Genomic DNA, 18,390 nt, shown 5'->3' with positions numbered 1-18,390 from the left:
CTCAGCAGGACTCCTGGCCGCGCAGCTGGCCGTCGCCGATCACTACGTACTTCTCGCAAGTCAGGCCTTCCAGGCCGACCGGGCCACGGGCATGCAGCTTGTCGGTGGAAATGCCGATTTCCGCACCCAGGCCGTACTCGAAGCCGTCGGCGAAGCAGGTCGGGGTATTGAGCATGACCGACGCCGAGTCGACCTCGGCCATGAACTGGCGGGCTTCACCCTGGTGTTCGCTGATGATCGAATCGGTGTGGTGCGAGCCATAGTGGTTGATGTGCTCGATGGCCTGGTCCAGACCGTCGACCACACGGATCGACAGGATCGCATCGAGGTACTCGGTGTGCCAGTCGGCCTCGGTGGCCGGCTTGGCGTCGATGATCGCCCGGGTGCGCTCGCAGCCACGCAATTCGACGCCCTTCTCCTGGAAGCGGCGGGCCATTTCCGGCAGGAAGCGCTCGGCCACCTGCTGGTCGACCAGCAGCGTTTCCATGGCGCCACAGATGCCGTAGCGGTAGGTCTTGGCGTTGAACGCCACGCGCCAGGCCTTGTCCAGGTCGGCGTGCTGGCTGACGTAGACGTGGCAGATACCGTCCAGGTGCTTGATCACCGGCACGCGGGCATCGCGGCTGATGCGTTCGATCAGGCCACGGCCACCGCGCGGCACGATGACGTCGACGAATTCCGGCATGCTGATCAGCGCGCCCACGGCTTCGCGGTCGGTAGTCTCGACCACCTGCACCACGGCTGCCGGCAGGCCGGCGGCGGCCAGGCCACGCTGGATGCAGGTGGCGATGGCGCGGTTGGAGTGGATGGCTTCGGAGCCGCCACGCAGGATAGTCGCGTTACCCGACTTCAGGCACAGGCTGGCGGCATCGATGGTCACGTTCGGGCGCGACTCGTAGATGATCCCGATCACCCCCAGCGGCGTGCGCATCTTGCCAACCTGGATACCGGATGGGCGGTAGCTCATGTCGCGGATGGCACCGACCGGGTCCGGCAGGCTGGCCACCTGGCGCAGCCCGGTGATCATGCCGTCGATACGCGCCGGGGTCAGCGCCAGGCGGTCGAGCAGCGCCGGTTCCAGGCCGTTGGCACGGCCGGCGGCTAGGTCCAGCTCGTTGGCAGCGGTCAGCTCGGCACGAGCGGCGTCCAGTGCATCGGCGGCAGCTTGCAGGGCGCGGTTCTTCTGCGCGGTGCTGGCACGACCGATCACCCGGGAAGCCTCACGGGCAGCGCGACCCAGGCGGGTCATATAGTCAAGAACGGACTCAGTCATGGGTTCGGTGTCTTGGCGAAGGGGAAATCGGCTGATTATAACTGCCGCGCAGGTGTACGCCCAGCGGCGGGTGGCGGATGGTAGAAAATGGCTGTGGGCATTGTGTAGGAAAGATGTAACCGGGGTTATCGAAACTTCTATCTCCTGTCAGGGCCCTTTCGCGGGCAAACCCGCTCCTACAGGGATTGCACAAGGCCTGGGACCTCCAAGGTACCTGTGGGAGCGGGCGAGCCAGCGAAAGGGCCGACACTGCCAACATCCCACCCGATTCAGCCTAGATTAAGCCATTCATTGTTATCATCCCCGCCTTCCCAACCGCGAACCGCCCGCATGCCAGCCTTGCCCGACAGCTTTTTCGACCGCGACGCCCAGACCCTGGCCAAGGCCCTGCTGGGCAAGGTCATCCGCCATCGCCACGGCGACCTGTGGCTGGCCGCGCGCATCATCGAGACCGAGGCCTACTACCTCACCGACAAGGGCAGCCACGCCTCGCTCGGCTACACCGAAAAACGCAAGGCGTTGTTCCTCGATGGCGGGCACATCTATATGTACTACGCGCGCGGCGGCGACTCGCTGAACTTCAGCGCCCACGGGCCGGGCAACGCGGTGCTGATCAAGTCGGCCTATCCTTGGCAGGACGCCCGCTCGGGGCCGAACAGCCTGGCGCAGATGCAACTGAACAACCCCGATGCCAGCGGCAACCTCCGCCCGGCCGAGCGCCTGTGCGCCGGCCAGACCTTGCTGTGCCGGGCCCTGGGCCTGAAGGTGCCGCACTGGGACGCCCGGCGTTTCGACGCCGAGCGCCTGTACGTGGAGGATTGCGGCAACGCCGTGCCACGGGTGATCCAGGCCGCCCGCCTGGGCATCCCGCATGGCCGCGACGAGCATCTACCCTACCGTTTCGTCGATGCCGAATACGCCCGTTTCTGCACGCGGAACCCGTTACGTCGTGGCCAAGTCGAAGGCCGCGACTTCTTCATTCTCGAACAAGGAAGCTGAACCATGGGCCAATGGCTCGACAGCCTGACCGGCTGGCTCAGCGCCAACCCGCAGTGGCTTGGCCTGGCAATTTTCCTGGTGGCCTGCATCGAGTGCCTGGCCATTGCCGGCATCATCGTGCCAGGCACCGTGCTGCTGTTCGCGGTCGCGGTACTGGCCGGCAGCGGCGCCTTCAGCCTGGGCGAAACGCTGCTGCTGGGCTTTCTCGGCGGCCTGGTGGGCGATGCCTTGTCGTACACGGTGGGCAAGTACTTCCACCAGAATATCCGTCGCCTGCCCCTGCTGCGCCACCATCCGGAATGGATCGGCAGTGCCGAGGCCTACTTCCAGCGCTACGGCATCGCCAGCCTGCTGGTAGGGCGCTTCATCGGGCCGCTGCGGCCAATGCTGCCGATGGTCGCCGGCATGTTCGACATGCCACTGCCGCGCTTCATCGCCGTCAGCCTTGTGGCCGGTGCCGGCTGGGCGGTGGCCTACCTGCTGCCCGGCTGGGCCACCGGCGCGGCCATGCGCCTGCCCTTGCCGGAAGGCTTCTGGCTGGATGCCGGGATCATCGCCGGCACCCTGGCAGTCATCATCGGGCTGAGCCTGAACACCAGCATTCGCGATCAACGCCACGGCACCCGGCTGATCGCCGGCATGAGTTTCCTGGCCTTGGCCGGGGTCTTCCTCGGCTGGCCCTACCTGCACGAATTCGACCAGGGCGTGATGACACTGGTGCAGGAACACCGCAGCCAGGCCATCGATGGAGCCGTGGTGCTGGTGACCCGGCTGGGCGATTTCCGCACCCAGTTGTTCCTCGGCGGCCTGCTGACGGGCCTGCTGCTGCTTGCCCGGCAGTGGCGGCATGCCATGTTCGCTGCGGGCGCGCTGATGGGTACTGCGCTTGCCAACGGCACGCTGAAGTGGCTGTTCGCCCGGGCCCGCCCGGAAGTGCTGAGTGACCCGCTGACCAGCTACAGCATGCCCAGCGGGCACAGTTCGGCGTCGTTTGCGTTCTTTCTGGTGATGGCGGTGCTGGCCGGGCGCGGGCAACCGCCGCGGATGCGCCTGACCTGGGTGATGCTGGGCTGTATTCCAGCGCTGGCGATTGCCCTGTCACGGGTGTACCTGGGGGCGCACTGGCCGACCGACATCCTCGCCGGGGCCTTGCTGGCGTGCTGTGTGTGCGCGCTCAGCCTGGCACTGGTGCAGCGTCACCAGACCCTGCCGGCCTTGCCGCTGCGGGTGTGGTGGCTGGTGTTGCCGGCGTGTGTCGCGTTGCTGGCGTTCTTTGCCATGCATGCGCTGCCGCAGGCTTTGCTGCGGTATCAATATTGATACCGCCTGTACCGGCCTCTTCGCGGGTAAACCCGCTCCCACAGGTACTGCATCAAGCCTTAGAACGGCGCTATCTCTGTGGGAGCGGGTTTACCCGCGAAAAGGCCGGCACTGGCAACCCATCACTATCAGGCAAACAATTCACCCTGAATCCGCTCCAGCAGCTTCTGGATTTCCCCCAACCGCTCCTGTGGCGAGTCGAGGGTCAGCAAATCCAGCTTGTCCTCTTCCATGAACGGCAGCAGGTACGCCAGCTGGTTGGCCAGCGCCTGGCGCCCGTCAACCGGGCGCGGCATGTCCAGGGCTTCGACCATCGGGTGTTCGCCCAGGGCCACCAGCAATGCCAGCAGGTCTTCGTCCGCCTCGAGCAACGGGCTGTCCGCCTGCTCCGGCAGCCATTGCACCTGCCCCACCAGCAACTGGTCCTTCTGCACCTCGGTACTGTCCAGGTTGAAGCGCCGCACACCTTCGACGCGGATCCCCAGCAAGCCGTTATCCTGCTGCACGAAGTCACGGATCACCGCCTCGCAGCCGATCGAGGCAACCACCGGCGGCGCCTTGCCGACCTGCTCGCCTTCCAGGATGCACACCACACCAAAACCTTCGCCCCGTTTCATGCAGCGCCCGATCATGTCCAGGTAGCGTGCCTCGAAAATCTGCAAATCGAGGAAACAACCAGGAAACAGCACGGTATTGAGGGGAAACAGCGGTAGCGTCATCACAAGTCCTCAAGCCACCAGGCTGACCGCCAGCGGCAGGAACACCGCCGTGGCCACCCCCATCAGGCTCATCGCCAGCGCGGCAAAGGCGCCGCATTCGTCACTTTCCTGCAGGGCCACCGAAGTGCCCACCGCGTGCGCGGTCACGCCCAGAGACATGCCGCGCGCCTCGGGGCTATGCACGCCAAAACGGCTCAGCAGCGCCGGGCCGAAGATTGCCCCGATCACCCCGGTAATCAGCACGAACACTGCCGCCAGGGCCGCCACGCCGCCAATCTGCTCGGCCACCAGCATGGCGATCGGTGAGGTCACCGATTTCGGCGCCATGGTCATCAGGATCATGTGCTCGGCACCGAACCACCAGCCCAGCAACAGGCAGCACAACGTGGCGAACAGGCCTCCGACTACCAGCGTAGTAAATGTGGGCCAGAACAGCTGACGGATACGCCGCAGGTTGAGGTAGAGCGGTACGGCCAGGGCCACGGTGGCGGGCCCCAGCAGGATGTTCATGATTTCGGTGCTCTTGCGGTATTCGCTGTAGTCGATGCCGCATACCAGCAACACGCCGATCACCAGCAGCATCGACACCAGTACCGGCTGCAGGAAGATCCAGCGGGTCTTCTCGTAGGCCGCCAGCACCACCTGGTAGGCCCCAAGCGTGATGCCGATACCGAACAAGGGATGATGAACGACCGCATTCAGTGCGCCTTGCCAGTCGAGCATCATGGCTGCTCCTCGCGCCGGCCCTGGCGGTGGATGAGCTTTTGCATCAACACGCCGACGAACACCAGGGTCACCAGGCAGGAGATCAGCAAGGCACCGGCAATGGCCCAGAAGTCCGCGGCGATATCCCTGGCATACACCATCACCCCCACCGCAGGCGGCACCAGCAACAGCGGCAGGTAGCGCAGCAGGCTGCTGGCGGCCTCGTTCAGCGGCTTGCCCACCTCACCACGGGCCATGAGGAAGAACAACAGCAGCAACAGGCCGATGATCGGCCCCGGCAAAAACGGCACCAACAGGTGGTTGATTGCCGTCCCCAGCAGCTGGAACAGCACCAGCCAGGTCAAACCACGCAACAGCATAAGCATCTCCCTCGGGCATGGCCGCCATTATAAGCACGTGCCGCCATATACCGATATTCGTCGAAAAGCGCGCAACTTGACTGAAACGGTTCGCCGTGCTGATCTTGCACTTTCGTACCAACTGACAACCTGGAGAGTCCGCGATGCCCCATGTACCGGTTACAGAGCTTTCGCAGTACGTTGGTAAGGAACTGGGCCGCTCGGCCTGGCTGAAGATCGACCAGCAGCGCATCAACCTGTTCGCCGAAGCCACGGGCGATTTCCAGTTCATCCATGTCGACCCGGAAAAGGCGGCGAAAACCCCGTTTGGCAGCACGATCGCCCACGGTTTCCTGACGTTGTCGCTGATTCCCAAGCTGATCGAGGACATCCTGGTCCTGCCGGAAGGGCTGAAGATGGTGGTGAACTACGGACTGGACAGCGTGCGGTTCATCCAGCCGGTCAAGGTCGATAGCCAGGTGCGGCTGAAGGTGGACCTGGCCGAGGTGACCGAGAAGAAGCCGGGGCAATGGTTGCTCAAGGCGATTGCCACGCTGGAGATCGAGGGAGAAGAGAAACCTGCTTATATAGCTGAGTCGCTTTCACTCTGTTTTGTCTGATGCACCACAGTTTCTGTGGGAGCGGGCAAGCCCGCGAAGCAAGCACCGCGGTGGATGGCACGGGCTTCGCCCGTGTTCGCGGGCGCGCCCGCTCCCACAGGGTGCATGCCAGGATTTCAATGTTGTGCAAGGCAGTAGCCCCAACGATGTCCGTGCCTGGCCTCCTCTACAAACCCACCGCACTCGCGTAAACTGCCAGCCTTCGTGCAGCCTAGGGCTGCCCCTGTCGATTTACCAAAGGTGCCCGCCATGCCCTGGCTGCAAGTACGCCTGGCCATCAGCCCGGAACAAGCCGAAACCTACGAAGATGCCCTGCTCGAAGTGGGTGCCGTCTCGGTCACGTTCATGGACGCCGAGGATCAACCGATCTTCGAGCCAGACCTCAACACCACCCCGCTGTGGTCGCACACCCACCTGCTGGCCCTGTTCGAGGCCGATGCCGACCCTGAGCAGGTATTCGCCCACCTGCGCCTGCTGACCGGCGCCGAGCTGCCCGAGCACCAGGCCGAGGTGATCGAGGACCAGGACTGGGAACGCAGCTGGATGGACAACTTCCAGCCGATGCGCTTCGGCCGCCGCCTGTGGATCGTGCCCAGCTGGCACGAGGCCCCGGAACAGGACGCGGTGAACCTGCTGCTCGACCCGGGCCTGGCATTCGGCACCGGCACCCACCCGACCACCGCCCTGTGCCTGGAATGGCTCGACGGTCAGCAACTCGAAGGCACCCAGGTGCTGGACTTCGGCTGCGGCTCGGGCATTCTGGCCATCGCCGCGCTGCTGCTGGGCGCCCGTGAGGCGGTCGGTACCGACATCGACGTGCAGGCCATCGAGGCTTCGCGCGACAACGCCCAGCGCAACGGCATCGCCGATGAGAAGCTGGCGCTGTACCTGCCCGAGCACATGCCGGCCATGCAGGCCGACGTGCTGGTCGCCAACATCCTCGCTGGCCCGCTGGTGTCGCTGGCACCGCAACTGTCCGGCCTGGTCCGCCCAGGTGGCCTGCTGGCGCTGTCGGGCATCCTCGCCGAGCAGGGTGAGGAAGTGGCCGCGGCCTATGCCGCCGACTTCGAGCTGGACCCGATCGTCGTGCGCGACGGCTGGGTGCGCATCAGTGGTCGCCGCCGTTAAGCGGGCCTAGAATACTTTTCTGCACAGCTCCCGGATTGCCGCATGACCGACAGTTTCGTCACCCAGTGCCCGCATTGCCAGACCAGCTTTCGCGTCACCCACCACCAGTTGAGCGTGGCCCGCGGTGTAGTGCGCTGCGGCCACTGCCTGCAGGTGTTCAACGCCGCCAAGCAGCTGCTGGAGCAGAACCGCGCCGGCGGAGCCAGCGCACCTGCGGTGCCGGCACCGATGCCTGCCGCCCCTGCCGAGCCGCTGGCCGAACCGGTGATCGCACCCGAGCCTGTCGCCAGCGAACCCGGCACCACCCCGGACGAGGACTGGGCGCTCACCAACCAGGCGTTGGACGCGCTCGACCTCGACATGGAACTGGAGCGCCTGGAGCGCCGCGGCCAACCGGCCACGGCTCGCCCGGCCAGCCAGGATGACGGTCTGCAGGCGCGGCGTGACGAACTGCACCCGGACGAACATGCCGACGACCTGTTCGGTACGGCTACCGATGAACCGTTCGAACCGCAACCGGCGATAGAAACCGCGCCCGTGCTGCGGGAGCCGGAGCCCTTGGAGCTGGACCTGGAGCCCGCCCCGGGCGAGCGTACCGAGCCGACGTTAGGCGGCAATCTGGACCTGGACATCGACGACGAGCCACCGGTACACCGTGCCGTCGAAATCGATGACCACCCCGAATTCAACGAACCGCTGCGTGCCAGCGATGATGAAGCCCCGGTACAGGGCCTGAGCGCCCGCGACGACGAGCCGCTGGAGCTGCACCTGTCTGCGCGCGATGACGAGCCTGTCGAGCCGCTGCCCGGCGAACGCCTGGAACCAGGCCTTGCCGGCAAAGCCGAGCGCCCGGCGCGCAAGGAGCCGCTGGTCGACGTCGTCGACGACCCGCTGCAACTGGGCTGGGAAAAGCCCGCACCCAACTGGGGCAAGCGCCTGCTGTGGGGCTTCCTGACCCTGCTGGCCGCTGGCTTGCTGGCGTTCCAGTACGTGTGGTTCCACTTCGACGAAATGGCCCGCCAGGACCAGTACCGGCCGCTCTTCCAGCAAGTCTGCCCGTTGGTCGGCTGCGAAGTGCCGACCCGCGTCGATATCGCCCGAATCAAGAGCAGCAACCTGGTGGTACGCAGCCACCCGGACTTCAAGGGCGCACTGATCGTCGATGCGATCATCTACAACCGCGCGCCGTTCGCCCAGCCGTTCCCGCTGCTGGAACTGCGCTTCGCCGACCTCAATGGCCAGCTGATCGCCAGCCGGCGCTTCAAGCCCAGCGAATACCTGTCCGGCGAACTGGCCGGGCGCGGCGAAATGCCCAGCCAGACCCCGATCCACATCGCCCTGGACATCCTCGATCCGGGGCCGAAGGCCGTTAACTACAGCCTGAGCTTCCGCTCGCCGGAATAACTACCAACCCTGTGGGAGCGGGCGTGCCCGCGATCACGGGCGAAGCCCGTGCCATCCATTGCGCCGCCTGCTTCGCGGGCCCGCCCGCTCCCACAGGGGCCGCGCAAGGTCCTGGATCCTCCCCCCATACCAAATGTCATAAGCCGACAACTGTTCAGATTTTATCCAAATCCATCTTTATCCGGTCACCGAGAGCGGGTATCATGCCAACCCTTTTTCGAACTCCAAGATTCGGCCCCACAACAGGGATCACCTATGTCGGCGGTACGCATCGGCCCATACACACTACGTAACAACCTGATCCTCGCGCCCATGGCCGGGGTCACGGACCAGCCTTTCCGTACACTTTGCCAGCGCCTGGGCGCCGGCATGGTGGTGTCGGAAATGGTCTCCAGCGACATGAGCCTCTGGAACAGCCGCAAGTCGAGCCTGCGCCGCATCCATGAAGGTGATCCCGAACCACGCTCGGTACAGATCGCCGGTGGTGATGCGCAGATGATGGCAGCGGCGGCAAAGGCCAACGTCGAAGCTGGCGCCCAGATCATTGATATCAACATGGGCTGCCCGGCAAAAAAAGTCTGCAACAAAGCCGCAGGCTCTGCTTTATTGAGAGATGAAGCCTTGGTCAGCGAGATTCTCCACGCCGTGGTCGGCGCCGTGGACGTCCCGGTGACCCTGAAGATCCGCACCGGCTGGGACCGGGCGAACAAGAACGGCCTGAACGTGGCGAGGATCGCCGAGCAGGCCGGCATCCAGGCGCTGGCGGTGCATGGCCGCACACGCGCCGACCTGTACACCGGCGAAGCCGAATACGACACCATCGCTGCCATCAAGCAGGCGGTGTCGATCCCGGTTTTTGCCAACGGCGATATCACCTCGCCAGAAAAGGCCCGGGCGGTGCTGGACGCCACCGGGGTAGACGGCCTGTTGATCGGCCGGGCCGCCCAGGGGCGGCCATGGATCTTTCGCGAGATCGAGCATTACCTGCGCACTGGCGAACACCTGCCAGCGCCGCAGCTGGACGAAGTGGAACGCATCCTGCTGGAGCACCTGGCCGCGCTGCATGCCTTCTATGGCGATGTGATGGGCGTACGTATCGCCCGCAAGCACGTTGGCTGGTACCTGGCAACACGACCCGGCGGCAAGGAGTTTCGCTCCCGGTTCAACGCTTTGGAAGACACACAAGCGCAGTGCGCCAACGTTCGCGCGTTTTTCAGCGAACGTCGACAGAGCCTTGAGACAGAGGACGGACAAGGGGTGGCCGCATGACGATGATGACCGAGACATTTGTGAGTGGAACAACGCCCGTGAGCGACAACGCCAACCTGAAACAGCACCTCAACACGCCGAGCGAAGAGGGCCAGACCCTTCGCGACAGCGTCGAGAAGGCGCTGCACAACTACTTCGCCCACCTGGAAGGCGCGACCGTGACGGACGTGTACAACCTGGTGCTCTCCGAAGTCGAGGCGCCCCTGCTCGAAAGCGTGATGAACTACGTGAAGGGCAACCAGACCAAGGCCAGCGAGATGCTCGGGCTGAACCGAGGCACCCTGCGCAAGAAGCTCAAGCAGTACGACTTGTTGTAAGCCAGAATCCCAACCAGAAAAGGCGGCTCCCTGAACAGAGGCGCCTTTTTTGCTGACTCCACCGCGTTATTGGAACCCGAAATGACCGACCAGACTACCCGCCTGCCAGTCCGCCGCGCCCTGATCAGCGTCTCCGACAAGACCGGTATCCTCGAATTCGCCCGTGAGCTGCAGCAGCTCGGTGTCGAGATCCTGTCCACCGGCGGCACCTACAAGCTGCTCAAGGACAACGGCGTCAACGCGGTGGAAGTGGCCGACTACACCGGCTTCGCCGAAATGATGGATGGCCGGGTCAAGACCCTGCACCCGAAAATCCACGGTGGCATCCTCGGCCGTCGCGGCACCGACGACGCCATCATGAACGAGCACGGCATCAAGCCGATCGACCTGGTAGCAGTCAACCTGTACCCGTTCGAAGCCACCATTTCCAAGCCTGGCTGTGATCTGCCGACCGCCATCGAGAACATCGACATCGGCGGCCCGACCATGGTCCGTTCGGCTGCCAAGAATCACAAGGACGTGGCCATCGTGGTCAACGCCAGCGACTACGCCGGCATCGTCGAAGGCCTCAAGGCCGGTGGCCTGACCTACGCCCAGCGCTTCGACCTGATGCTCAAGGCGTTCGAACACACCGCCGCCTACGACGGCATGATCGCCAACTACATGGGCACCATCGACCAGGCCAAAGAGACCCTGAGCACTGAAGGCCGCAGCGAATTCCCGCGCACCTTCAACAGCCAGTTCGTCAAGGCCCAGGAAATGCGCTACGGCGAGAACCCGCACCAGAGCGCGGCGTTCTACGTGGAAGCGAAAAAAGGCGAAGCCAGCGTTTCCACCGCCATCCAGCTGCAGGGCAAGGAACTGTCGTTCAACAACGTGGCCGACACCGACGCCGCACTGGAGTGCGTGAAGAGCTTCGTCAAGCCGGCCTGCGTCATCGTCAAGCACGCCAACCCATGCGGCGTGGCCGTGGTACCTGAAGACGAAGGCGGCATCCGCAAGGCCTACGACCTGGCCTATGCCACCGACACCGAGTCGGCGTTCGGCGGCATCATCGCCTTCAACCGCGAGCTGGACGGCGAAACCGCCAAGGCCATCGTCGACCGCCAGTTCGTCGAAGTGATCATCGCGCCGAAAATCTCCCAGGCTGCCCGCGACGTGGTTGCCGCCAAGCAGAACGTACGCCTGCTGGAATGCGGCGAGTGGCCAGCCGAGCGCGCTGCCGGTTGGGACTTCAAGCGCGTCAACGGTGGCCTGCTGGTGCAGAGCCGCGATATCGGCATGATCACTGCCGATGACCTGAAGATCGTCACCAAGCGCGCGCCGACCGAGCAAGAGATTCACGACCTGGTGTTCGCCTGGAAAGTGGCCAAGTTCGTCAAGTCCAACGCCATTGTCTACGCCAAGCAGCGCCAGACCATCGGCGTCGGCGCCGGCCAGATGAGCCGCGTCAACTCCGCGCGCATTGCTGCAATCAAGGCCGAGCATGCCGGCCTGCAGGTGCAGGGCGCAGTCATGGCGTCGGACGCGTTCTTCCCGTTCCGTGACGGCATCGACAATGCGGCTAAAGTGGGTATCAGCGCCGTGATCCAGCCGGGTGGTTCGATGCGTGATGCCGAGGTGATTGCTGCCGCTGACGAAGCCGGCATCGCCATGGTCTTCACCGGTATGCGCCACTTCCGCCACTAAACAGATGCAGGGCCGATCGCCGGCCCTTGTAGGAGCGGCCTTGTGTCGCGATAGGGCCGCAAGGCGGCCCCGGCAATTTCTGCTGCGAAGCTGAAAACCTGGGGCCGCTACGCGCCCCTTTCGCGACACAAGGCCGCTCCTACAGGAAGCGGGATCGGCCAGACAGAATTCGAGGTTTTGACATGAAAGTTTTGATCATCGGCAGCGGCGGCCGTGAGCACGCCCTGGCCTGGAAAGTCGCCCAGGACCCACGCGTGGAGAAAGTCTTCGTTGCCCCGGGCAACGCCGGCACCGCCATTGAAGCCAAGTGCGAGAACGTCGCCATCGACGTGTGCGCCCTGGAGCAACTGGCTGACTTCGCCGAGAAGAACGTCGACCTGACCATCGTCGGCCCGGAAGCACCGCTGGTCATCGGCGTGGTCGACCTGTTCCGCAGCCGCGGCCTGGACTGCTTCGGTCCGACCAAGGGCGCAGCCCAGCTGGAAGGCTCCAAGGCCTTCACCAAGGACTTCCTGGCGCGTCACAAGATCCCGACCGCCGACTACCAGAACTTCACCGAAATCGAACCGGCGCTGGCCTACCTGCAGGAAAAAGGCGCGCCGATCGTGATCAAGGCCGACGGCCTGGCCGCGGGCAAGGGCGTGATCGTCGCCATGACCCTGGAAGAAGCCGAAGCCGCCGTGCGTGACATGCTGGCCGGCAACGCCTTCGGCGATGCGGGCTCCCGCGTGGTGATCGAGGAGTTCCTCGACGGCGAGGAAGCCAGCTTCATCGTCATGGTCGACGGCCAGAACGTGCTGCCCATGGCCACCAGCCAGGACCACAAGCGCGTCGGCGACCAGGACACCGGCCCGAACACCGGCGGCATGGGTGCCTACTCCCCTGCCCCGGTGGTCACCGCCGAAGTGCACCAGCGCGTGATGGACCAGGTGATCTGGCCGACCGTGCGCGGCATGGCCGAGGAAGGCAACGTCTACACCGGCTTCCTCTACGCCGGCCTGATGATCGACAAGGCGGGCAACCCCAAGGTCATCGAGTTCAACTGCCGCTTCGGCGACCCTGAGACCCAGCCAGTCATGCTGCGCCTGGAGTCGAGCCTGGTGCTGCTGGTCGAGGCCGCATTCGCCAAGGCGCTGGACAAGGTCGAAGCACAGTGGGACCCGCGCCCGAGCCTGGGCGTGGTACTGGCTGCCGGCGGCTACCCGGGCGACTACGCCAAGGGTGACGTGATCAATGGACTGGACGCTGCCGCGAAGATCGAAGGCAAGGTGTTCCACGCCGGTACTGCGCTCAAGGATGGCAAGGTGACCACCAACGGCGGCCGCGTGCTGTGTGCCACCGCCATGGGCAGCACCGTTGCCGACGCGCAGCAGCAGGCTTACCGCCTGGCCAAGGAAGTAAGCTGGAACGGCAGCTTCTACCGCACCGACATCGGCTACCGGGCCATCGCCCGCGAGCGCGGTGAGCACCAGCAGTAAGTTGTACCGGGCTGCCGCAGCGCGCTCCAGCACCTTGCGCCTGCGGCATCCGGCTCGTCGACAGGGCCCCGAGGGGCCTTGCCTTCGACTTGGCGCGCCGCGCATAGTTAATACCCGGCACCTTGGCTAAGAAGGGATTTCGTAGTGCGTCGGCTTCGGATTGCCTCAGCTCTGATCGTCAGCTTGCTGACCTTGCTCTGCATGTTCCCGGCTGCGGCCGAACATGACGGAGGCTGGGCCGTTCTGCTCGACGAACAGGCCAACCTGCAACTGAGCGACGTGCGCTCCGAGCGTTACCGCAACCAGTTCAGCCCGCTGGTACTCGCCGACCTGGATGCCGCCCCCGCGGAACAGGCCCTGTGGCTGCACTACCGCCTGGAGCCCGGCGAGCAGGAACAACTGCTGCGGGTTTTCGCCCCAGACCTTTCTGGCCTGGACCTCTACGCCCTCGAGGGCGACCAGCTTCTGCGTCAGCTGCACCACGGGCGCCAGGCCGGCAATGCCAGCCCGACCCTGCGTGGCAGCGACCATGTACTGCCCCTGCCCAACAGCAAGCAACCCCTGGATATCTACCTGCGCCTGGTTTCCGAGCACCAGCTGCGCCCGGCCATCAGCCTGGAGCCTGCGGCCGTGGCAGCCTCCGACCAGCGCCAGCCACTGCTGTTCGGCATGCTGTTCGGCGGCCTGGTGATGCTGATCATGCACAACCTGATCCGCTTCCTCTACAGCCGCTCCAGCACCACCCTGATCCTGGCGCTGTACCACGGCCTGATGCTGCTCAGCGGCCTGATCCTGCTGAACCTCAGCGGCCCCTGGTGGCACGTGTGGCACAGCGCGCAGACGCCCGCCGCATACCTGACGCTGGTCCTGGCCGGCCTGGCCGGGCTGTGTTTCACCCAGCATTTCTTCTCGCCATGCAACTCGCCACGGCTCAACCGCCTGCTGCAGGGCGAGATGCTGGTGGTCGGGTTGAGCGGGTTGGTGCTGCTGTTCGTCGACACCCTGCCCCTGAACCTGATGACCTACGCCCTGATGGCCCTGGGCAGCGTGAGCATGCTGCTGGTCAGCAGCTACCACTGGTACAAGGGCTATGCCCCCGCACGCCTGTTCAGCCTGGCCATGGTGGTGTTCAACCTCGGTGGGCTGGTGCTGCTGCCAGCGCTGCTGGGCCTGACCCGTACTTCGACGCCCTGGCTGCTGTGCATCCTGCTGGGGCTGACCGTGGCCAGCGGCCTGCTGCTCAACCTGGCAGTCAGCGAACGCCTGCGGCGCATGAGTGAAGAGCGCTTCAGCGCCAGCCGCGCCCTGGCTGCCAGCGATGCCGAAATCAACGCCAAGGCCGAGTTCCTGGCCAAGATCAGCCACGAAATCCGCACCCCCATGAACGGTGTGCTGGGCATGACCGAGCTGCTGCTGGGCACGCCGCTGTCGGTCAAGCAGCGCGACTACGTGCAGACCATTCACAGCGCCGGCAACGAACTGCTCACGCTGATCAACGAGATTCTCGACATTTCCAAGCTGGAATCCCGGCAGATCGAACTCGATGACGTGCAGTTCGACCTCAACGCGCTGATCGAAGATTGCCTGAACATCTTCCGTGCCAAGGCCGAACAGCAGAACATCGAACTGATCAGCTTCACCCAGCCGCAGGTACCACGGGTGATCAGCGGCGACCCGACGCGCCTGCGCCAGGCCTTGTCGAGCCTGCTGGAGAATGCCCTGAAAAACACCGACCAGGGCGAGATCCTGCTGGTAGTGGCGCTGGACCAGCGCGGCGAGGTACCGCGCCTGCGCATCGCCGTGCAGGACAGCGGCGAACCGTTGCCCGCCGCTGACCGCGAAGCCCTGCTGCAGGCCGAGTTGCACAGCCACCACTTCCTGTCCAGCAACAAGCTGGGCGGCCACCTGGGGCTGGTCATCGCCAAGCAGCTGATCGGCCTGATGCAGGGTGAGTTCGGCATCAAGAGCAGCACCGGCATGGGCAACACCCTGTGGCTGACGCTGCCGCTGGACCCTTCGCGCCTGGAACAGCCACCGGCCGACCTGGACAGCCCGCTGCGCGATGCTCGCGTACTGGTGGTGGACGACAACGACACCTGCCGCAAGGTGCTGGTACAGCAGTGCAGTGCCTGGGGCATGAACGTCAGCGCGGTCCCGTCGGGCAAGGAAGCGCTGGCCCTGCTGCGCACCAAGGCCCACCTGCGCGACTACTTCGATGCCGTGCTGCTGGACCAGAACATGCCAGGCATGACCGGCATGCAGCTGGCCGCCAAGATCAAGGAAGACCCGAGCCTGAACCACGACATCCTGGTGGTGATGCTCACGGGCATCAGCAACGCGCCGAGCAAGGTCATTGCGCGCAACGCCGGGGTCAAGCGGATCCTCGCCAAGCCGGTGGCCGGCTACACGCTGAAAACCACCCTGGCCGAAGAACTGGCCCAGCGCGGCCGCGAGCAAGCCATACCAGCCAGTTTGCCCGGCATCCCCCAGGCACTGGACCTGCCCGGCGATTTCCGCGTGCTGGTCGCCGAGGACAACAGCATCTCGACCAAGGTGATCCGCGGCATGCTCGGCAAGCTCAACCTCGAGCCCGACACCGCCAGCAATGGCGAAGAGGCCTTGCAGGCGATGAAGGCGCAGCGCTATGACCTGGTGCTGATGGACTGCGAAATGCCGATACTGGACGGCTTCTCGGCCACCCAGCAGCTGCGCGCCTGGGAAGCGGCCAACCAGCGCCAGCGCACCCCGGTGGTGGCGCTGACCGCGCACATACTTGCCGAACACAAGGAACGCGCCCGCCTGGCGGGCATGGACGGGCACATGGCCAAACCGGTGGAACTGTCGCAGTTGCGAGAGCTGATCCAGTACTGGGCCAATCACCGGGAAGCCAAGGTGGATCCGGTGCATAGTTCCTGATCTGAGGCGCCTGTGCCGGCCTCTTCGCGGGTGAACCCGCTCCCACAGGGATAGCATTGCCTTCAGGCCTTATGCATTACCTGTGGGAGCGGGCTCACCCGCGAAGAGGTCGGTACAGGCTATCAACAGAATCTGCTGATAAACTCTGCCCAGCCATAACTGCCTGGACTAGCCCCCATGCTCCATGAGTTGTTCAGCGTCTACCTGAAAATGCTCGTGCTCTACAGCCCGTTCTTCGTGCTGTCGTGCTTCATCAGCCTGACCCGCGGACACTCCAGCAAGGAGCGCAAGCAGCTGGCATGGAAGGTGGCCATCGCCGCGCTGATCGCCAGTGTCCTGCTGTACCTGTTCGGACGGGCGATCTTCGGCATCTTCGGCATCACCGCCGACGCCTTCCGCATCGGCGCCGGCAGCGTGCTGTTCATCTCGGCACTGGGCATGGCCCAAGGCAAGTCCGCGGTACAGGCCGACAACGTGCAGCAGGATGTCACCATCGTGCCGCTGACCATCCCGCTCACCGTCGGCCCCGGCACCATCGGTGCACTGCTGGTGATGGGCGTCGGCCACCCGCACTGGGACGACAAGCTGTTGGCCATCATCAGCATCGCCCTGGCCAGCTTTACCGTCGGCCTGGTGCTGTACCTGTCACACCGTATCGAGCGCATCCTCGGTGACCAGGGCCTGCAGATCGTCAGCCGGCTGATGGGGCTGTTCGTCTGCGCCCTGGCTGCACAAATCATCTTTACCGGTATCAAAGGCTACCTGGCGCCCTGACCATCGCCGCATTGAGGTCGAACCGATACTCCCCCTGCGCATCCTTGGTTTTCATCAATGCCTGCAGTTCATCTCGCTGGTGTTGGAAGCGCCCGTTATCCAGCTGCAAGGAAACGCCATTGAACCCGGCTTCGCCCTCCAGCGCCTTTTCGACCAACAGCATGTCCTGAGAGATGCCGGCGATCGGCTTGTCGAATTGCAGGGTGATACTGCAAAGGTCGAGCGCCGGCCCCGGCTTGAGCAGGCCAAGCTCGATCACCAGCTGCGAACCCTGCGTGCTGAACTTCAGCTGGTGGCGAAAACCTTCGATCGATCGGCCCAGGCCGCTTCTTACTGCAGCCAGCACGGCTTCATGACGGATCGAGCGCATCTTCAGCCACGCCTCGAGCGGCTGTATCTGCGCGCTGCGCGCGGGTTGCCCCAACTGTTTCAGGTCATGCGTACTGGCCAGCTTGATCCAGCCCAGTTGCCGATATGCCTCGCGATAGGCGTCATACCAGGCTTCATAGTTGTCAAAGCGTGACCCCGCATTCCTGTTGGCCACCAACTGGGCGTAAAGGATGGAGTCGAAGGCAGCCTGGCGTTGAATCTGGCCAGTGTCCGCGCGATACAGTAATGCCGTCCCGCCAATCAACATCAGTTGTTCAGCTGTTCTGTCCATTGCGTTGCCTCGTCACAAAGAGCCGAACAAGGCGGCGTTGCAACAACGCCGCCCTGCAATCAGATGTCGTACTGGAGAACGTTCTCGACGCTGCGCACGCCGAGTTTGTTTTCCACGGTTTCGCGGACCTTGTCGTAGACGAAAGTGTTGAGGGTGAGCACAGCCATGCCGGCGTAGTACTCGGTCTTTTCCAGCTTCCACTGGATACCCAGGATGTCATCATCCAGTTGTGGGGCAGACGCCTGGATGCAGTTCACCACCATGACCACATCGTTGTTGTCGGTTTCGACGCAGGCGGCCATCCCGACCATGCCCCTGACCTTGTTCTTGCGCTTGTGATCGACCACCTTGAGGTCATTTTCGACGGTGGTGAGTTTGTCGAAGGCCGCCTTGGCCAGCACACCCAACTTGGTACCACCCAGCACCGCATTACCGACCGCACCAATCGCCCGTACAGCGACAGCACCTATGGTGACAGACAGCTCGGCAGAGGTTTCCAGCTCGAAGGTGCGACGAGGGATGGTAAAACCAAGATCACGCATGACATCGATGAACCGGTCATACCACTCCCTGCTCTGTTTTTCGGCATCGAAGGACTTGTCAGCCACCAAGGTGGCAAAGTGGAAGGCATTCTTCACATCGTGGCGGCTTTGCGCCGACATGCCTGCGCCGCAGGCCAGCAGGTTACCTTCAACCAGGATGGCTGTGTCAGTTGCAGTGACTTGTGTTTCTGTGGACATGTGGAAACTCCTAGATGGT

The 18,390-nt window shown here is 64.2% G+C and carries 17 protein-coding genes; 11 read left to right on the top strand and 6 right to left on the bottom strand.

The genetic code is table 11. From position 1 onward, the window contains the following. Nucleotide 1: 1 nt before the first annotated feature. On the bottom strand, nucleotides 2-1,273 hold the full coding sequence (locus tag CAG00_RS04335; RefSeq protein WP_025340770.1) for a glutamate-5-semialdehyde dehydrogenase: 1,272 nt from the start codon (nucleotides 1,271-1,273) through the stop codon (nucleotides 2-4). Between the two features lie 330 nt (nucleotides 1,274-1,603). On the opposite strand from CAG00_RS04335, the gene CAG00_RS04325 reads away from it, so the two are divergent. Beyond that, nucleotides 1,604-2,272 (top strand): DNA-3-methyladenine glycosylase, encoded by a 669-nt coding sequence (locus CAG00_RS04325; protein WP_085663571.1) that lies wholly within the window; start codon nucleotides 1,604-1,606, stop codon nucleotides 2,270-2,272. 3 nt (nucleotides 2,273-2,275) lie between these two features. Continuing rightward, entirely contained in the window at nucleotides 2,276-3,592 is a 1,317-nt protein-coding gene (locus tag CAG00_RS04320; protein WP_025340772.1) for a bifunctional DedA family/phosphatase PAP2 family protein, read from the top strand. Nucleotides 3,593-3,720: 128 nt separating this feature from the next. Here CAG00_RS04320 and CAG00_RS04315 read toward each other — a convergent pair whose 3' ends face one another. The 3 genes from CAG00_RS04315 to CAG00_RS04305 are packed head-to-tail and all read right to left on the bottom strand — an operon-like array spanning nucleotide 3,721 to nucleotide 5,396. Beyond that, entirely contained in the window at nucleotides 3,721-4,311 is a 591-nt protein-coding gene (locus tag CAG00_RS04315; protein ID WP_075046485.1) for an LON peptidase substrate-binding domain-containing protein, read from the bottom strand. Nucleotides 4,312-4,320: 9 nt separating this feature from the next. Next, entirely contained in the window at nucleotides 4,321-5,037 is a 717-nt protein-coding gene (locus CAG00_RS04310) for an LrgB family protein (RefSeq protein WP_085663570.1), read from the bottom strand. Further along, nucleotides 5,034-5,396 carry a CidA/LrgA family protein gene (locus CAG00_RS04305; RefSeq protein ID WP_084785276.1) on the bottom strand — a complete coding sequence of 121 codons (363 nt, stop codon included), beginning with the start codon at nucleotides 5,394-5,396 and terminating at the stop codon, nucleotides 5,034-5,036. The genes CAG00_RS04310 and CAG00_RS04305 overlap by 4 nt, the downstream gene beginning before the upstream one ends. 143 nt (nucleotides 5,397-5,539) lie before the next feature. On the opposite strand from CAG00_RS04305, the gene CAG00_RS04300 reads away from it, so the two are divergent. The 9 genes from CAG00_RS04300 to CAG00_RS04260 all read left to right on the top strand — a co-directional run bounded on the left by CAG00_RS04300 (nucleotide 5,540) and on the right by CAG00_RS04260 (nucleotide 16,970). Then, complete coding sequence (locus tag CAG00_RS04300) at nucleotides 5,540-5,995, top strand: MaoC family dehydratase (protein ID WP_054573589.1); 456 nt, start codon at nucleotides 5,540-5,542, stop codon at nucleotides 5,993-5,995. Between the two features lie 249 nt (nucleotides 5,996-6,244). Next, complete coding sequence (gene prmA / locus CAG00_RS04295; protein WP_025340777.1) at nucleotides 6,245-7,123, top strand: 50S ribosomal protein L11 methyltransferase; 879 nt, start codon at nucleotides 6,245-6,247, stop codon at nucleotides 7,121-7,123. A gap of 42 nt (nucleotides 7,124-7,165) precedes the next feature. Further along, nucleotides 7,166-8,527, top strand: coding sequence for a DUF3426 domain-containing protein (locus CAG00_RS04290; RefSeq protein WP_085663569.1), 1,362 nt, complete (start codon nucleotides 7,166-7,168; stop codon nucleotides 8,525-8,527). Between the two features lie 255 nt (nucleotides 8,528-8,782). After that, nucleotides 8,783-9,796, top strand: a complete 1,014-nt coding sequence (gene dusB, locus CAG00_RS04285) for a tRNA dihydrouridine synthase DusB (RefSeq protein ID WP_046613238.1) — start codon at nucleotides 8,783-8,785, stop codon at nucleotides 9,794-9,796. Further along, nucleotides 9,793-10,113 carry a DNA-binding transcriptional regulator Fis gene (gene fis / locus CAG00_RS04280; protein ID WP_012274390.1) on the top strand — a complete coding sequence of 107 codons (321 nt, stop codon included), beginning with the start codon at nucleotides 9,793-9,795 and terminating at the stop codon, nucleotides 10,111-10,113. The genes dusB and fis overlap by 4 nt, the downstream gene beginning before the upstream one ends. An 81-nt stretch (nucleotides 10,114-10,194) precedes the next feature. Then, on the top strand, nucleotides 10,195-11,802 hold the full coding sequence (gene purH, locus CAG00_RS04275; RefSeq protein WP_063911866.1) for a bifunctional phosphoribosylaminoimidazolecarboxamide formyltransferase/IMP cyclohydrolase: 1,608 nt from the start codon (nucleotides 10,195-10,197) through the stop codon (nucleotides 11,800-11,802). Nucleotides 11,803-11,984: 182 nt separating this feature from the next. Continuing rightward, nucleotides 11,985-13,280, top strand: coding sequence for a phosphoribosylamine--glycine ligase (purD, locus tag CAG00_RS04270; RefSeq protein WP_075046492.1), 1,296 nt, complete (start codon nucleotides 11,985-11,987; stop codon nucleotides 13,278-13,280). 144 nt (nucleotides 13,281-13,424) lie between these two features. After that, entirely contained in the window at nucleotides 13,425-16,196 is a 2,772-nt protein-coding gene (locus CAG00_RS04265; protein WP_025340782.1) for a hybrid sensor histidine kinase/response regulator, read from the top strand. A gap of 177 nt (nucleotides 16,197-16,373) precedes the next feature. Continuing rightward, nucleotides 16,374-16,970 (top strand): MarC family protein, encoded by a 597-nt coding sequence (locus tag CAG00_RS04260; RefSeq protein ID WP_013974374.1) that lies wholly within the window; start codon nucleotides 16,374-16,376, stop codon nucleotides 16,968-16,970. On the opposite strand, the gene CAG00_RS04255 is transcribed toward CAG00_RS04260, so the two are convergent. After that, a complete protein-coding gene (locus CAG00_RS04255) occupies nucleotides 16,948-17,631 on the bottom strand; it encodes a hypothetical protein (protein ID WP_238066973.1) in 684 nt (227 codons plus the stop codon). The two genes, CAG00_RS04260 and CAG00_RS04255, sit on opposite strands and share 23 nt — an antisense overlap. A 59-nt stretch (nucleotides 17,632-17,690) precedes the next feature. Continuing rightward, on the bottom strand, nucleotides 17,691-18,371 hold the full coding sequence (locus CAG00_RS04250) for a hypothetical protein (RefSeq protein WP_085663567.1): 681 nt from the start codon (nucleotides 18,369-18,371) through the stop codon (nucleotides 17,691-17,693). Nucleotides 18,372-18,390: the final 19 nt, after the last annotated feature.

The organism is Pseudomonas sp. B5(2017) (genome assembly GCF_002112825.1).
GTDB classification, from domain to species: Bacteria; Pseudomonadota; Gammaproteobacteria; order Pseudomonadales; family Pseudomonadaceae; genus Aquipseudomonas; species Aquipseudomonas putida_Z.
This window is presented reverse-complemented; position numbering and strand designations above follow the sequence as displayed.

Excerpts from the sequence above, each read along its gene's own strand:
- CAG00_RS04335 (WP_025340770.1), bottom strand. The coding sequence starts at position 1,273 with ATGACTGAGTCCGTTCTTGACTATATGACCCGCCTGGGTCGCGCTGCC.
- CAG00_RS04325 (WP_085663571.1), top strand. The coding sequence starts at position 1,604 with ATGCCAGCCTTGCCCGACAGCTTTTTCGACCGCGACGCCCAGACCCTG.
- CAG00_RS04320 (WP_025340772.1), top strand. The coding sequence starts at position 2,276 with ATGGGCCAATGGCTCGACAGCCTGACCGGCTGGCTCAGCGCCAACCCG.
- CAG00_RS04315 (WP_075046485.1), bottom strand. The coding sequence starts at position 4,311 with ATGACGCTACCGCTGTTTCCCCTCAATACCGTGCTGTTTCCTGGTTGT.
- CAG00_RS04310 (WP_085663570.1), bottom strand. The coding sequence starts at position 5,037 with ATGATGCTCGACTGGCAAGGCGCACTGAATGCGGTCGTTCATCATCCC.
- CAG00_RS04305 (WP_084785276.1), bottom strand. The coding sequence starts at position 5,396 with ATGCTGTTGCGTGGTTTGACCTGGCTGGTGCTGTTCCAGCTGCTGGGG.
- CAG00_RS04300 (WP_054573589.1), top strand. The coding sequence starts at position 5,540 with ATGCCCCATGTACCGGTTACAGAGCTTTCGCAGTACGTTGGTAAGGAA.
- prmA (WP_025340777.1), top strand. The coding sequence starts at position 6,245 with ATGCCCTGGCTGCAAGTACGCCTGGCCATCAGCCCGGAACAAGCCGAA.
- CAG00_RS04290 (WP_085663569.1), top strand. The coding sequence starts at position 7,166 with ATGACCGACAGTTTCGTCACCCAGTGCCCGCATTGCCAGACCAGCTTT.
- dusB (WP_046613238.1), top strand. The coding sequence starts at position 8,783 with ATGTCGGCGGTACGCATCGGCCCATACACACTACGTAACAACCTGATC.
- fis (WP_012274390.1), top strand. The coding sequence starts at position 9,793 with ATGACGATGATGACCGAGACATTTGTGAGTGGAACAACGCCCGTGAGC.
- purH (WP_063911866.1), top strand. The coding sequence starts at position 10,195 with ATGACCGACCAGACTACCCGCCTGCCAGTCCGCCGCGCCCTGATCAGC.
- purD (WP_075046492.1), top strand. The coding sequence starts at position 11,985 with ATGAAAGTTTTGATCATCGGCAGCGGCGGCCGTGAGCACGCCCTGGCC.
- CAG00_RS04260 (WP_013974374.1), top strand. The coding sequence starts at position 16,374 with ATGCTCCATGAGTTGTTCAGCGTCTACCTGAAAATGCTCGTGCTCTAC.
- CAG00_RS04255 (WP_238066973.1), bottom strand. The coding sequence starts at position 17,631 with ATGGACAGAACAGCTGAACAACTGATGTTGATTGGCGGGACGGCATTA.
- CAG00_RS04250 (WP_085663567.1), bottom strand. The coding sequence starts at position 18,371 with ATGTCCACAGAAACACAAGTCACTGCAACTGACACAGCCATCCTGGTT.